Genomic DNA, 15,221 nt, shown 5'->3' on the forward strand with positions numbered 1-15,221 from the left:
AATTCGTTCAATCCGCTGTTTCGCCCAGAAATTTGAATTGGATTTTTGTAAAGGATATTTCTGGGCTCAAAGGCGTATTTCACTGAATTTCTCCCTCCGCTAGTACGTTCACAGTCTGATTCTTGAGTTGAATAGAAAAAGACGTCTCCTTGAAGGAGACGTCTTTTTTACTGCGATTTTAAATTAACGCTTCAAGCTTTTACCGTTTGTCGCGATGACTTCTTTGTACCAGTTGAACGATTTTTTCTTGTAGCGTTCAAGGGTACCGCTGCCGTCGTCATGACGATCGACGTAGATAAAGCCGTAACGTTTTTTGAGTTGAGCCGTCGAAGCGCTGACAAGGTCGATACAGCCCCAAGTCGTATAACCCATGACTTCTACGCCGTCTTCGATCGCTTCGCCGACTTGAACGAGGTGATCGTTCAGGTAGTTGATCCGGTAGTCGTCTTCGACCGTTTTTTCGCCGTTTGCGTTGGTTGTCAGTTCATCGACTGCGCCCAGACCGTTTTCAACGATGAAGAGTGGTTTTTGGTAACGATCCCAGAAGCTGTTCAGCACGTAACGCAGACCTTTCGGGTCGATCTGCCAGCCCCACTCGCTTGCTTTGAGGTGCGGGTTCGGTACGCCGCCGAGCAGGTTGCCTTCGCCGCGAGCTTTGAGTGCCGGATCAGCCGTCTCGCAAATACTCATGTAGTAGCTGAACGAGATGAAGTCGACGGTGTGTTTCAGTGCTTCTTCGTCGCCGTCTTCGAATTTGATCGTGATATTATTTTCGCGCAGGTAACGTTTCATATAACCTGGGTATGTGCCGCGTACATGAATGTCCGCGAACGCCATGTTTTTGTGATCGGATTCCATCGCTTGAATCACGTCATCCGGGTTCGGGCTAAGCGGGTAGATCGGCATACTCAGAACCATACATCCGATTTGGAAATCCGGGTTAATTTCGTGACCGACTTTGACCGTCTTCGCGCTGGCTACCAATTCGTGATGGATCGCTTGGTACAGATCTTGTTGGCTCAGTTCCTTTTTCGGAGTCGAGATGCCGCCGCTCATGAACGGAGCTTCCAGAATCGAGTTGATTTCGTTGAACGTCAACCAATATTTAACTTTGTCTTTGTAGCGCTTGAAGACGGTTGTCGCATAGTTCACGTAGAAATCAACGAGCTTGCGGTTCACCCAGCCGTCGTATTCACGCGACAGATGCAGAGGCGTCTCATAGTGAGAGATCGTTACGAGCGGCTCGATGCCGTATTTGCGGCACTCGTCGAACAGATCGTCGTAGAATTTCAGACCTGCTTCGTTTGGCTCGGACTCGTCGCCTTTCGGGAAAATACGCGACCATGCGATCGAAGTACGGAACACTTTGAAGCCCATTTCCGCAAACATTTTCACATCGTCTTTATAACGGTTATAAAAATCGATGCCGATCAGTTTCATATTGTCATCGGTTGGCTCTTCTGTAATCAGCGGGTCGCTACCGTGTCCACTTGTGCCGATACCGCCTTTTGGCGTAACGTCTTGGATCGAAAGACCTTTACCGTCAGCGTTGTATCCGCCTTCGAGTTGGTTCGCCGCTACTGCGCCGCCCCACAAAAAGTTTTCAGGAAACTGTGTACTCATTATCGATTCACTCCTGTGTGGTAGAATAGTAATTAAGGTTCTACATGTAGCATAAATCGTGAAACGCGTTCCACGTCAAGCTTAAGGAGAGACGTTATGTCGAATCTTGAACAAATTGCGAAACTTTCAGGCTTTTCGAAAGCGACGGTTTCGCGCGTATTAAATAAATCTCGGCATGTCAGCCCGGACACGCGAGCGAAAATTCTGCAAGTGATTCAAGAAATGGACTATGTACCGAATCGAAATGCCATTTCTTTGTCCAAAGGAAAAACGCTTCAAATCGGTATGATTACAACGGTAATGACGGAAATTATCTTGCCTTTTATGACAAGCTTTGTCGAAGTCGCTGCCGAACACGGATTTCAGACCATTATCTATACCTCCGATTCGGATCAAGAACGCGAACTTCAAGCTTTCGAAGATTTGAAGCAAAAAAGGGTCGATGGTTTACTTATTATTACGTGCGTGAATGAACTATCGGTCGTCAGCTCCTATGGCAAATACGGCCCGATCGTGTCGTGGCAGCGTATGGATCGACCGGATATTCCTTCGGTTGCGATGGATCAATACGACGGATACGCGCTGGCGATTGAACATCTGTTATCGCAAGGAATTACGCGTATTGCTAATGCGTTCGGACGCCCCAGCAGTCTGAATACACGGCGGCGAATTCAAGCTTACGAAGATTCCATGAACAAGCACCAGTTAGAGATTCGCAAAGACTGGTATTTCGATGCGGTCTACCATCTGGAGCACGGGCAAGACGTGGTGCGTCGGTTGCTCGGCATACCTTCAGACCTTCATTCAGAAGACGGCTTGCCAGGAAAAAATTTGCCGCAGGCAATCGTCTGCGCAAACGATTATGTCGCAGCGGGCGTACTAAGCGAAGCAAGGCGTCATGGATGGAATGTGCCTGGCGAACTCCGGATCGTCAGTTTCGACAATATGCAGATTGCGCAGACTTTAGGGATTACGAGCGTCCAAAATCCGATTCGCGATCAAGCGTATAACGCTTTTGCGTTGCTGTCACCAAGCTTGCTCAATCGACAACTTCCTTTAAAACCGCTAGATTTCAGTCTCGCGGTACGCGAAACGACCTAATACGAAGACTTACATTAAGCTTACCGAAAAAGGAGCCGATCTTAGTGAATCCCCGCAAAACCAAATCAGCGATGCCGGTATTTAAAATTTTATCGAGCTTATTTTTAGCTCTGATCGTGATCGGTGTTGCTATTATGCTGCTGCGAGACCGCACAGTACCTACCACGACGACAGCGGATTCGCCGCCTGTCGATTCTTCGGCTGTACAAGATTCGCCGGAAGATTCCGAATCGGTAACACCGGTTGAAAATCAGATTAACGCGATTGTCGCTGCCGCCCGTCAAGGAAAACTGACCACCGCACCTTTTGTCGTGGGCAAAACGAAAAAGACGACCGTCGAAGACGTATGGGATTTCCCGGATCAGACGACAGACAACGGGGGTTCTACTTTCGTGGAGTATCCAAGTCGCTTTGCTACAATCGGATACCGTGATGAGATCGCAATGGATCTTCGCACGGATGCGGAATCGCTGCGCGATATTCATTACCGCGATATTTTGGACACTTTGGGCGAAGCGCAAGACGTCAGTACGTATTCAGACGATACCGTCGATCAGATTATTTTGAGCTACGATGTATCCGATGAATATACGTTGCGCTGGATTTTGCCAAAGCCGTGGAGCGGCGAAGATGATGCAGCCGATACTTCGGAAAATCCGGAACTGGATCATATTTCGTTAATTTCTACAGATTCTCCGGCTTCCACAAACGAAGATGCGTCGACGCAGACTCCCGGCGAAGAACCGGCTACCACCACTCCTGCTAGTGAGCCGTCTGCCAGTTCTTCAGAGTCCGATACGCTGGTGAGCAACATGACACTAGATCAAAAGATCGGTCAAATGGTGATTGCTGGCGTGAAAGGAACTTCGCTTGCGACAGAAGACCGAAATTTACTCCGTGATTACGGCGTAGGCGGCGTCATTTTATATGGAAACAATATTGATTCGGCATCCCAGACTTCTGCTTTTGTAAAAGAAATCAAAGCGGCGAATCCGAATCCAGAGCTACCGCTTTTCGTTAGCGTCGATCAGGAAGGCGGGCGGGTCGCTCGGCTTAAAGGCGTAGAATCTATCCCTACAGCAGCCAAAATTGGCGAACGTAACGATGAAGCTTACGCTCGTCAGATTGGCGAACAGCTAGGCGATCAACTATTATCTCAAGGATTCAATCTGGATTACGCGCCCGTACTCGATGTGAACAGCAACCCCGACAATCCGGTGATCGGCGACCGTTCATTCGGCAATAATGCGGATCTTGTCTCGAAGCTCGGAATTGCCGTCATGCAAGGCTTGGAATCCAAAAAGGTCATCCCCGTTGTGAAGCATTTTCCGGGTCATGGCGACACTTCCGTCGATTCGCATATCGCGCTTCCCGTCGTGAACAAAGACTTAAATCAATTGAACAAACTTGAATTGATTCCGTTCAAAAAAGCGATCAATTCCGGCGCAGACATGGTGATGATTGCTCATATCTTGCTGCCGAAGCTCGACAAGACGTATCCTTCGTCATTATCGAAAGCCATTATTACCGATCTGCTTCGCGATCAATTGGGATTCGAAGGCGTCGTTATCACCGACGACCTCACAATGGGTGCGATCACCGAAAATTACGGTTTGGGCGAAGCTTCCGTACATGCCGTGCAAGCGGGAAGCGATATTTTGCTAGTCGCGCATGAAGCGGATAATGCGATTGCCGCAATCGAAGCGGTCAAAAAAGCCGTACAAGACGGAAAAATCTCCGAAGAACAAATCAATCAAAGTGTCGAACGCATCATTGCACTCAAACAAAAGACGGAATAACGCAATTGATGAACTGCACGCTTTATAGAAGATAAAAAAGAAGCCTTTAGCAGATGCTAAAGGCTTCTTTTTAAAATCCCACATTCTCGATCAATTGAACTTTTCCTTTTTCGAAAGTCGTTTTGGCTCCTTTTGTGTTCGAGAGCGTATTGCGTTCAAAAATGACGTTGCGGATATTTCCTTCGCCCCACACTCCGATTCCGCGATGCGCCGCATTTTTGATGATATTGCGGCTGAATTTAACATTGTCGATACTTCCTTGTCCCGCGTACACCAAAACATTAGGGTGTTTTTCCGGCGTTTTGATTCCGGCATGATCGACTGTATTTTGGATGACTTGTACGCCATCTACATTCATCGTCCGATAAGCGCCTTCGACGCCGATATAAATCCCCGCCATTGCCGTATCTTTTACGCGATTGCCCGTAATCGTGACCTGCTCGCCGCCAACGACAGAAATACCGCGTCCTTTGGAGACTCCGCTGACCGTATTTTTACGAATCGTGACCGAACGGACAGGAACCGAACTACTTTGGTAACTGACAACGGCGATTGCGTCATCGCCTGCGCTGGTCACTGTATTGTTTTCCACGGTAAGATTCCGGCTTTCGGTCGTCATATGAATGCCGTCTGCTCCAGTGTTCGTTATCGTATTATTAGAGATCACTCCGTTATTCGAACCGTAAGCAACCATAATCCCGGCAGTGCTCGATTTACTAACTGATATTCCATCGATCACGAAATTACTGGCTCCGCGCACCGTTATACTATTTTTCTCATGTGCCCCATCGCCTCGCGGAACCGTCTTCTCGTATACATGCTTGAGATTACGTAACGAGACGTTAGAGCCTTTCAGATCTATTGAGCCTTTTTGCGGATTGGTCGAGACCAACACTGTAGAAGCCTTGCCCGCACCTTCTACGGCAATCCCGTCAATCGTCCAGATTTGGCTGAGCGTAAAGGTTCCAGCCGGAATAGACAATGTCTTTTTTTGCTGTTTCGCGGCTTGAGCGGCTGCGACAAAAGCTTGATAATCGTCTTTACCGTCATTTGGAACGGCTCCGAAATCTGTCACCGATAATTTAGACGGTACGGTTGCAGCAGAAGCGCCTATTGCAGCAGTCGTTCGGTAGGTAGCTGCTGAAGAATCTGCCTTTTGTGTATAGAAAGAAGTACCGGACAACCAACTGCCACTTACAATCAGAGACAAAGCAACCGTACTTAGGAGTAATGAGCGCGATTTCATGGTGTATGTCCTCCAATTTGGATTTTTGTCTTACCTTTTATTTCCACTTTTTACCGATATATTTTCGCTTTTTCTGATTTTCTATACGAATGCACTATTTGATGTTTATTTTTTCCTATTTTAATCCATAAATATCCTTTATTTGGATAGTTCTTTTGTTCCCTTCGGTTAGTGCTAAGGTATATTTTTCCAAAGGCTTTATGCTTATTTTGGATTTATGTCAGATTCATGTATGTATGTTGGGATAGGACTGATTTTATGTGCAACAAAAAAGACGATGGCATTGAGGCCATCGTCTTTTATCGGTTTTTTTCTATTAAAAATGTAGCTTACAGTTTAACTAACTGTTTGCCCAAGTTCTCGCCGCTGAACAGACCCAAAAAGGCTTCCGGTGTGCGCTCGAACCCTTCGATGATATTTTCACGATATTTCAGCTTGCCTTCTTGCATCCATTTTGCCATTTCCGGAATCGCTTCGCTGTAACGATCTTGATACTGACCGACCAAGAATCCTTTTACCAAAGCTGTTCTTGTCAGCAGAAGTGGCAAGAAACGCGGGCCTGGCTCAGCGTCGGCAATATTATATAGTGAAATTTGACCGCATAACGGAATACGTGCGTTCGAGTTCAGCTGTTGGAATACCGCATCCGTGACTTCGCCGCCAACGTTATCGAAATAAACGTCTACGCCGTCTGGGCAAGCCGCCGCTAGTGCTTCATTCAGCGATTCGGTTTTGTAATTGACGACCGCATCAAATCCTAATTCTTCGGACAGATAACGGTTTTTTTCTTCCGAACCGGAAATGCCGACTACGCGAGCGCCTTTAATTTTGGCGATCTGACCGACAATCATACCGACTGCACCACCTGCGCCGGATACGACTACAGTCTCGCCCGCTTTTGGTTGTCCAATATCCAAAAGACCGAAGTAAGCGGTCATACCGGTCATGCCCAGTACGCCAAGCGCGGTCTGGATTGGCGCAAGATCAGGATCGATCGGCGATACTTGATCCCCGCTGAGCGTAGCATGTGTCTGCCATCCCCAACCGCCAAGGACGATATCGCCGACTTTACGAGAAGGATGGCGACTTTCGATCACTCGACCGATTGAACCTCCGCCAAGCGTACCTCCGATTTCGTAAGGTTTGGAGTATGATTTTGTGTCATTCATACGTCCGCGCATATACGGATCGACCGATACATATAGACTTTCGACCGAAATTTCACCTTCTTGCGGCGATTCTAACTCTTCTGTTTTTAATTCAAAATTATCTGCTGTTGGCATTCCTTTGGGACGGCTTGCCAGCACAAAACGTTTTTTCTGTGTCATGATATTGCACCTCCGTCAAGATTTACCTTTGCTTCTGTATATCGTGTTGTTGGATAGGCATAGGCATAAGACTACATATCCTTCTTACCCGTTCTACGGAAAAAGTCTACCTTTGCCTTATTCGACGTCAGATCGTCTTGTTTTCTATCATCAAAAGCTGTTTTCATACAAATATCGAATTTAGATGTCATGTATAATAACATATTCATTAATTTTAGAGCTGACAAAGCTTCTTTTTTCCGTTAAAATGAAAACTGCGAGTCCTTTTCAACCTTTTCATGTAAAGAATTGAACACTTAAATTTTTCGAAAAAATTTTTCTAATACAAAATATTAATGATCGGAAGTGCACAGTATGGGTAAAAAAAATCGGAAAGTGGCGATTATCGGATCGGGTCTAGTCGGATCAAGTTGTGCTTATGCGATGATTAACCAATCGATTTGCGATGAGATTGTGATTGTCGGTCGTAATCACGACTATGCCCTTGCACAAGCGATGGACTTGTCGCATTGCGCAGACTTCACCTCGACGCGAACTCGCGTACGCGCAGGCTATTATGCCGATTGCCAAGATGCAGACATTGTCGTGCTCACGGCAGGAGCGAATGTAAAACCGGGTCAGACGCGTATGGATATTATGGCAGATGCCGCTGCGATTACTCGCGAAGTCGTATCGTCCGTGATGGCAAGCGGCTTCGACGGAATCTTCGTCGTTGCTTCAAACCCAGTCGATATCGTTACACTCGTGACCGCTCAAGTATCCGGCTTACCTCGTCACCGCGTAATCGGCACCGGCACTTCAATCGACTCGGCACGTCTGAAGACGCTGCTTGCCGATGTGTTCCAAGTCGATCCGCGAAGTGTACATGGTTACGCGATGGGCGAGCATGGCGAATCGCAATTTGTCGCTTGGTCGCATGTCACGATCGGCGGCAAACCGATCTTGCATATCATCGAAGAACATAAACTTCGTTTCCCAGACTTGGATCTGAGCGATATTGCACGCAAAACGAAAGACGCCGGCTGGGAAATCTTTACCCGCAAAGGTTCGACTCAATTCGGAATCGGCAGCGCGATCGCTTATATTACACGCTCAATCTTGAACGACGATCATCGCATTATTGCGGTATCCGCGATTCTCGACGGCGAATACGGCGAATCGAATGTCTGCGTTGGCGTTCCTGCGATTATCGGCGATGGCGGAATCGAAGAATTGATCGAGTTCAATCTGAGCGAAGACGAACAAGTCTTGCTTCGCCGCTCTTGCGATCTGGTTCGCTCGGGAATGGCGAGCATCGCGATTCCTTCTTAACTCTTGATACAAAAAAGCCCGGAACTCTAAGTTCCGGGCTTCTTTACGTTCACTAATAAATATCAAGAACGTGATTTGCGCCGAGCGACTAAAGCGAATCCGCCCAACATCAAGATCAGCGAGCACACCATCGAAATACAAAATACAGAGAAGCGTTTTCCATCGCTCATCGGCGTAGCTCCTGCATGGTCAAGTCCCATATCGACCATAGCGGGAGTCAGGTTGCCTGTTGTCGCTTTTGCCGATTCGATCGCTGCGTATTCGTTATTAGTATTGACCTCTGCCGATCGAAACGAAGTCGTGATTGCTTCTTCATTTTGGAACGTCGAAACGTTCGACGCGGCGTAAGCTTGAGTAGATAATGCGGGGATAACAAGCAATGCCGCTAATGCTACGCCAAGCACTTTTTTTCGAAACATGAATGATCCTCCTTGTGTCCCTTAGCTGCGTAAGTGGACGAATTCGGTTTCTTTTTCATCGTCTGATTGAAGACTCTACCTATATAAACGTCGAAAACGAAGTTTTCGTTAACGTTTTGGAGCCATTTTCCAAAAAAAATTCAAATAACACGTTTCAAAGCTACAAGTATAGGTTATACGGCTTTGCGATTGAAGTAGGTTAATCCCGCAAGAATGAACACTAGGCTACTTCCGCCGATCGTGATCAGCAACGTTTCAAGCGGTAAACCGAATGCACCAAAATCATATTCGCCTCCGGCGCGCATCATGACCAGCATCGGCTGCGCCCAAGGATAATACGGCCCAAACACTTCGGAGTTCACAACCAGCATATTGGGAATCGTAAAAATCACGTTCAATACCATCGGTGCCGCAAAGCTGCTCCACCATGCGGACACGAATAATTGCAGCGCCGCAAGAGGCAAACAAGCGACAAATCCAGCGAGTAGTTTCATACCAAAATCTCCCCAGGGAATCAGAGATACATCTAACCCTTTAATCAGACCTACGCCGAGCACTGTAGCGAAAAACAATACTTGATTCAGCGCGACTAAACTAGCCACGATCACAAACTTCGATGTATACAGTACATTACGTGTTACGGGCAACGACAAGATTTGTTTCCATCCTCCGCCCGCATGTTCATATCGACACACAAGAGCGGCAAAAATCCCGGTCAAGATTGGCAAAAAGAACAAAGCATGTAAAGCAATCATGATTGTAAATAACATATTCCAAGCTTCGGGCGCTGTACCCAAATCGGACATCAGCCCGATTAAAACGCAAAGAAGCGGATCAATAACGGCAAGCCCTAACACATAAGAACGTCTTAGCTTAATTTTTTCACTGCGTATAGCGGCAATCCACGTTTTCATCTACGCCACATCCTTTCTGGAAAAATGAATCGAACCCAGTAGATACAAAGCGGCAAAGATCGCGATACCTAGCCCAATCAAAGTGAATGTACTTTCGCCGCGTACGACAAGTGAAGGCCAAGCAATCGGGATTTGATCGGGTAGAACCGCACCAAACATTGAAATCAGCGACGCTGCAATCCCCAATGTGATCGGAATAGCTTGATTGCGTACGCTAAGCGTCATCCACAACATCATGCCAAGCATCGGAAGCGAAGCGAGCATCGGATAAAAGCCAAATGTCAGAAGTTCGAGATACGGAATCGGCCCTTGTAACTGCAAAAGTAGCCCTAATACTCCAGTCGACACACTCAAGATCACGCAAGCGGCAAGCAATTGAATAAAACTGCATATAAATTTGGAAGCAAACACTTGCGAACGTCGAACCGGCAATGCCAGTGTTTGTTTCCAGGCATTTTGCTTATGTTCGATATTCGCGATCATCGACATGAGCAAAGTCATTGCCAGATAGATCGCAATCGGTACAAACATCGCGTTCGAACTAATAAGACCTCTCCACGGATCATCGGCATATACATCACGGACTAAATAATCGTAGCGAAGCCCGAAATTAAGCGCCTGCATCCCGGTCAACCCGAGTGCTCCGATCCAGACTACCCACCAAATTCCGGTACGCCGCATTTTAAGCAGATCGGACATGACAAGTTTGCCTATCATTGCGCGACCTCCTTCCGCAGCCCTGCCCCTCTTGGAGCTTCCACGATCGAACGTTCCGCAGAATTAGCATTTGCCGTCATGGTCATAAAGAGCTGCTCCAACGATTTCCGGCGTTCTTCCACGCGGTAAATGCTATGACGCGCATCGACCAAAGCCGCAACAAGGCGAGCAATCTGACCGTTGTCGATGCCTTTGAAGATCAACTGATCTTGATGAAGTCTTGGAAAACATCCTTGTTCGCGCGCGATGATCATCGCCGCTTCCGGTTGAGACAACGAGATATGAATTTCACTTCCGGCTTGGCGCTGCAAATTCGGCATGCTGTCTTGGAAAATCATTTTTCCTTCATTAATAATGCCTACACTACTCGCCATCTGCTCGACTTCACTCAGTAAATGACTGGAGACAAGCACTGTGATACCTTGCTGCTTCGGCATTTGCTTAATCAGTTCACGAATTTCAAGAATACCGGACGGATCTAATCCGTTTGTCGGTTCATCCAAAATCAGCAGTTCCGGGCTTCCGAGCAGTGCCGACGCGATACCGAGTCTTTGCTTCATCCCAAGCGAATACCCTTTGACCGGACGTTTGGCATCTTTGGTCAGCCCTACGGTATGCAGCACTTCGTCGATACGAATTTTATCCACATTCAAAATAGACCGGATCGTTTCTAAATTTTCGATAGCGTTCAAATGACCGTAATACGACGGGTATTCCACCAGTGAACCGACTCGGCGCAAAATCGAAATCCGGTCTTTTTTCAAATCTTGATCGAACATCCGAACCAATCCGCTATCCGGTTTAATTAAGCCGAGTAGCATACGGATCGTTGTCGTTTTCCCTGCTCCATTCGGACCTAGAAATCCGTAAATCTCGCCTTGAGGAATCGAAAGATTAAGCGCGTTGACAGCGGAAGTTCCTTTATACTTTTTCGTTAAATTACGTGTTTCGATCATGAAGTTTGTCATCGTCGTCACCTCTTGTTTGTTATCGTTATGATCCAATGATAAAGACGCAAGGTTAAAAGCAAGACGACTCCAAGTTTAAATTCTGTTTAAAAAAAGCAAAAAACCGACAATTCCTCAAAACATGAATGTCGGTTTTTTTCGTTTTGCTTCATATGATAGGAATCAAGAATGAATCGTTACAGTTTCAAGATTCGGCGTTCTTCGAATTGAACAAGAGCGCCGTAAGAAGCAAGATCGCTTTGCATCGAACGGATATGCTGCATATAGGCTTTGGCGACCGGTTCCTTTTTCTCCACATAAGCGCTTGCTTTGAGCAGCAACGAAGAAGATTTGGAAGCATCGTCATTAATCTTGCGGTACAACTCCTCCGCTTCTTCGCGTTTTCCGTCTTCGCACAAACGCACCGTTTCTTCAACCAAAATCATGATCAGCGTATCGCGCCTTAATTTAGGGATCGACTGCGGCTTTGCCGCCTGCATCCATTCGTTTTGGACTTCTTGGGTAAGCTGCATCGCTGCCGCCTCCCTAGAAATCTGCTTGTCCATCAGCTTCACATAATACAAGACGAATAGATCGTAGACGTCGCGTCCTTTTGCCGGGCGGTCGCTGTTGGCGAGGTCTTGCAAATAGCGTCCACTTGCTTCGCTCAGCATACGCAGCTTGTCTGTGTCCAACTGCCGATTTTGAATCAGCATCGTCCAACCGCTGACTAACGCATGATTACGGCGACCGAGCAAGATGGCATTGACTCCATCGCTGAACAAAGTCGCAAGCCCGATCCCGATCGACAGCAATGCGTACATGCCTGTCATACTCCAAAGCTGCGCCGCAAATCCGTAAGCGATCAGCCCCGTAATTAAGCTAAAGGCAGGACCCGCTGCATTGACAATACGCTGGGCTTTGATCGCTTTGGCAAAAGAAGCTTCGTCATGGTAAGGCTGAATATCGGCTTGCATCGCCCCGAAGAAGTAGCGATTTTTCCAGCTGAACCGAACTTTGCGCTCTGGAAAAAGAAAGCTGAAAGGCCCCCAGTATAACCGGGTAACGCGGCTGCGTACGGCAAACGCTCCGAAAATATGACCGAGTTCGTGGATCAATATGGCGATCATCGCAACAAGAGCCAGAGCGAGAATCATGACGACGGGATTCCAGCCTCCAAAAGCCAGCGTATTCGCGGCTTCAGCAGAGGCTTGACCGACATCGTTTTTCCCGATAATCCGAAGTGCGGCAAAAGCGATTAACCCTCCGGCGGCAGCTCCGATCAACAACGGTAGCATTTTTCTGAGCATAAGCGTACTCCTTTCCTGCTTTCTTTTTGAGCGATCTGCTTAAATTTTACCTTTAAATAGCGTCGTTTGCACCTTTTGAAGAAGGCTTGATCGTATTCTTGGAAGCTTTAGTGTTAGTCGAACTCAGCATTTTCAACATCGTACCTACCGAAGGTTTTTGTCCATACAGTAGAACGCCGCCGCGATAAATTTTAGCCGAAAGCCAACCTACGAGCAGAGTCGAAACCATCAGAATCGCAATCGGAATCAAAATTTGCATCAACGTCGGATCGCCTGCACCTACACGAGTCAGCAGTACCATCGGCGTCAAAAACGGGATATACGAAGTCACGACTGTCAATGTGCCATTTGGATCGCCAAGCCCGATCATCGAGATGAAAAATCCAGCCATCAGCAGCAAAGAGACCGGAAGCATCGCTTGATTCAATTCTTCGCTGCGGCTTACCAACGAACCGGCTGCTGCAAACAAGGTTGCATAGAAGAAGTATCCAAGGACAAACAATGCTGCCGTCACGGCCAACGTCTGCCCGCCGAGGATCGATAAGTCGATCGACAAACTGCCCATTTTCAACGTTTCGCCGTCGCCACCGATCGAAATCAGCAGTGCGCCTACTCCGAAAATAATCACGAATTGCAAAATCCCGGCTAGACCGACACCCATCACTTTACCTGCAAGCAATTGACCCGGGCTGACTTTGGTGATCAAAATTTCTTGAATGCGTGATCCTTTTTCTACGGCTACCGAAGTCGCCACGTTTCCGGCAAACAGATAGATCATAAAGAACATCAGCATCAGCAAAGCATAGACCGGCATAAAAGTCTCAACCGTCGATTTGCCGCCTGCATTCAATTCATTCAGTTCAAAAGTAGGCTGTGCCAAGATCGAAGCCGCTTGCTCGGTCGTGACGCCAAGTTCAGCTACACGTTCGTTCACATTCAGTCTTTCAATATAAGCCGACAAACCCGGTGCAAAAGAAACGTCTTCTTGACGGTTCACCGACAATGCAATTTGCGGAGCCGCCGAAGCTTCAGCCGGTTGCGAAATTCGAACGATCGCGTCCAACTCGCCTTGTTGCAACAAGGTGTTCTGCGCGGAGCTTTCGCTTTCCGGTACGATCTTCCACGTATAATTCGGCGATACCGCAGCGGACATGCTTTGTGCATCGATCGGAAGCGGCGAAGTGTTCACGACAGCTACCGTTCCTTGCTGCGCCGTAGCCGAGCTGCCGAACAACTTCGGAACTAAGATGATTGCCGCGATGATCGCAACGAACAACAGTGTCATCATCATGAACGATTTGGAGCGTACCCGTTCTTTGAACGAATAACCGAATACAATACCGAAAGTCTTCATACCGCTTCCCCTACCTTTTCAATAAAGATTTCATGTAGCGATGGCTCTTTCAATTCGAACTTGAGCATAGGCACACCTGCTTGTCCCAGATCGCGCATCAACTGATGAGCTTGAATTTCGTCTTTGACTTTGAGCGTCCATTCTTGAGCATCCCGGCGAATATCGCTCAGACCGCGCGTTTCCAAAAACGGCATGAGATCCACTTCGCTTCGCAAAATCAGATTACTTCGTCCATACGAACGTTTGATATCTGACAATCGTCCGTCGATCTGCATCCGTCCTTTTTTCAAAATGCAGATTTGTTCGCAAAACTGCTCGACTTGCATCATCTGGTGACTGGAAAAAACAAGCGCTTTACCGGCAGCGATCTGTTCTTTGACCACGGCTGCGAGCAGTTCGGCATTGACCGGATCAAGACCGCTGAACGGTTCGTCCAAAATGACAAGTTCAGGATCATGAATCAGCGACGAGATAATCTGTACTTTTTGCTGATTGCCTTTGGACAATTGCTCGGCGCGCTTGTGTTCATGTTCTTCGATGCCTAGACGCTCTAACCAAGTTTTCAGTGCTTTTTGAGCGTCGGATTTCTTCATCCCTTCCAGCCGTGCGAGATACAGGAGTTGTTCGCTCACCGTTTCTTTCGGGTACAATCCGCGTTCTTCCGGGAGATAACCGACGCTTGGACGATTTTCTAAAAAGTTTTTGCCGTTCCAAAGCACTTCGCCGCGCTCATATTCCAGCAAGCCGAGTACCGAACGAATCGTGGTCGTCTTGCCTGCGCCGTTACCGCCGAGCAGCCCGAAAGCTTGTCCGGCTTGAACCGTTAACGTGACGTCTTCGACCACCGTTTTGTCTCCGTATTGTTTGCCGAGGTGCTTGATTTCTAAGGTCATTTGTTGTTCCTCCTTTTATGTGTGTTCGAGTCGAGATTGAGTTTGTTATGTTCAGAGTGATTAGTGTGTATGTTTATATACACACCATAAACGTAGAGGTTTTTGTTGTCAATAGTTTTATTTGGAATTTCAAGTGGATGCTGCGTTATGTTTTCAATATATCAGCAAAGATGAGTGGGGGAGTACGACAATGTGGGTGGTAATTCGCGCAAATTTTTGCGGGGGAATATTAGGGGTTGCGGGGGAGCCGCTGCGAGAG

General features: G+C 47.4%; 13 protein-coding genes. 3 read left to right on the forward strand and 10 right to left on the reverse strand.

Translation table 11 applies throughout. The features are described 5' to 3' along the window. Positions 1 to 183: 183 nt before the first annotated feature. Entirely contained in the window at positions 184 to 1,623 is a 1,440-nt protein-coding gene (locus NOM90_RS11205; RefSeq protein WP_255942046.1) for a glycoside hydrolase family 1 protein, read from the reverse strand. Positions 1,624 to 1,719: 96 nt separating this feature from the next. Between NOM90_RS11205 and NOM90_RS11210 the strand changes: the two genes are divergently transcribed. Both NOM90_RS11210 and nagZ read left to right on the forward strand, forming a co-directional pair. Next, complete coding sequence (locus NOM90_RS11210; RefSeq protein ID WP_255942047.1) at positions 1,720 to 2,724, forward strand: LacI family DNA-binding transcriptional regulator; 1,005 nt, start codon at positions 1,720 to 1,722, stop codon at positions 2,722 to 2,724. 44 nt (positions 2,725 to 2,768) lie between these two features. After that, entirely contained in the window at positions 2,769 to 4,523 is a 1,755-nt protein-coding gene (nagZ, locus tag NOM90_RS11215; RefSeq protein WP_255942048.1) for a beta-N-acetylhexosaminidase, read from the forward strand. A 70-nt stretch (positions 4,524 to 4,593) separates the two neighbouring features. Here the strand turns inward: nagZ and NOM90_RS11220 are convergent, their stop codons facing one another. Together NOM90_RS11220 and NOM90_RS11225 are read right to left on the reverse strand one after the other, a co-directional pair. Next, positions 4,594 to 5,769 (reverse strand): right-handed parallel beta-helix repeat-containing protein, encoded by a 1,176-nt coding sequence (locus NOM90_RS11220; protein ID WP_255942049.1) that lies wholly within the window; start codon positions 5,767 to 5,769, stop codon positions 4,594 to 4,596. A 329-nt stretch (positions 5,770 to 6,098) separates the two neighbouring features. Beyond that, on the reverse strand, positions 6,099 to 7,097 hold the full coding sequence (locus NOM90_RS11225; RefSeq protein WP_255942050.1) for an NADP-dependent oxidoreductase: 999 nt from the start codon (positions 7,095 to 7,097) through the stop codon (positions 6,099 to 6,101). A 354-nt stretch (positions 7,098 to 7,451) separates the two neighbouring features. On the opposite strand from NOM90_RS11225, the gene NOM90_RS11230 reads away from it, so the two are divergent. Next, entirely contained in the window at positions 7,452 to 8,408 is a 957-nt protein-coding gene (locus tag NOM90_RS11230) for an L-lactate dehydrogenase (RefSeq protein WP_255942051.1), read from the forward strand. A 62-nt stretch (positions 8,409 to 8,470) separates the two neighbouring features. Here NOM90_RS11230 and NOM90_RS11235 read toward each other — a convergent pair whose 3' ends face one another. From NOM90_RS11235 to NOM90_RS11265, 7 genes are all read right to left on the reverse strand, one after another. Continuing rightward, a complete protein-coding gene (locus tag NOM90_RS11235; protein WP_255942052.1) occupies positions 8,471 to 8,827 on the reverse strand; it encodes a hypothetical protein in 357 nt (118 codons plus the stop codon). A gap of 173 nt (positions 8,828 to 9,000) precedes the next feature. Then, a complete protein-coding gene (locus NOM90_RS11240) occupies positions 9,001 to 9,741 on the reverse strand; it encodes an ABC transporter permease (RefSeq protein ID WP_255942053.1) in 741 nt (246 codons plus the stop codon). Further along, positions 9,742 to 10,458, reverse strand: a complete 717-nt coding sequence (locus tag NOM90_RS11245; protein ID WP_255942054.1) for an ABC transporter permease — start codon at positions 10,456 to 10,458, stop codon at positions 9,742 to 9,744. It abuts the gene before it with no gap. After that, on the reverse strand, positions 10,455 to 11,426 hold the full coding sequence (locus tag NOM90_RS11250; RefSeq protein ID WP_255942055.1) for an ABC transporter ATP-binding protein: 972 nt from the start codon (positions 11,424 to 11,426) through the stop codon (positions 10,455 to 10,457). The genes NOM90_RS11245 and NOM90_RS11250 overlap by 4 nt, the downstream gene beginning before the upstream one ends. A gap of 176 nt (positions 11,427 to 11,602) precedes the next feature. Further along, a complete protein-coding gene (locus NOM90_RS11255; RefSeq protein WP_255942056.1) occupies positions 11,603 to 12,715 on the reverse strand; it encodes a site-2 protease family protein in 1,113 nt (370 codons plus the stop codon). Between the two features lie 52 nt (positions 12,716 to 12,767). Continuing rightward, positions 12,768 to 14,069 (reverse strand): ABC transporter permease, encoded by a 1,302-nt coding sequence (locus NOM90_RS11260; protein WP_255942057.1) that lies wholly within the window; start codon positions 14,067 to 14,069, stop codon positions 12,768 to 12,770. Continuing rightward, entirely contained in the window at positions 14,066 to 14,962 is an 897-nt protein-coding gene (locus NOM90_RS11265; RefSeq protein WP_255942058.1) for an ABC transporter ATP-binding protein, read from the reverse strand. Before NOM90_RS11265 ends, NOM90_RS11260 begins: the two co-directional genes overlap by 4 nt. Between the last annotated feature and the right edge of the window lie 259 nt (positions 14,963 to 15,221).

It is taken from the genome of Saccharibacillus sp. JS10, from assembly GCF_024436065.1.
Classification (GTDB): domain Bacteria; phylum Bacillota; class Bacilli; order Paenibacillales; family Paenibacillaceae; genus Saccharibacillus.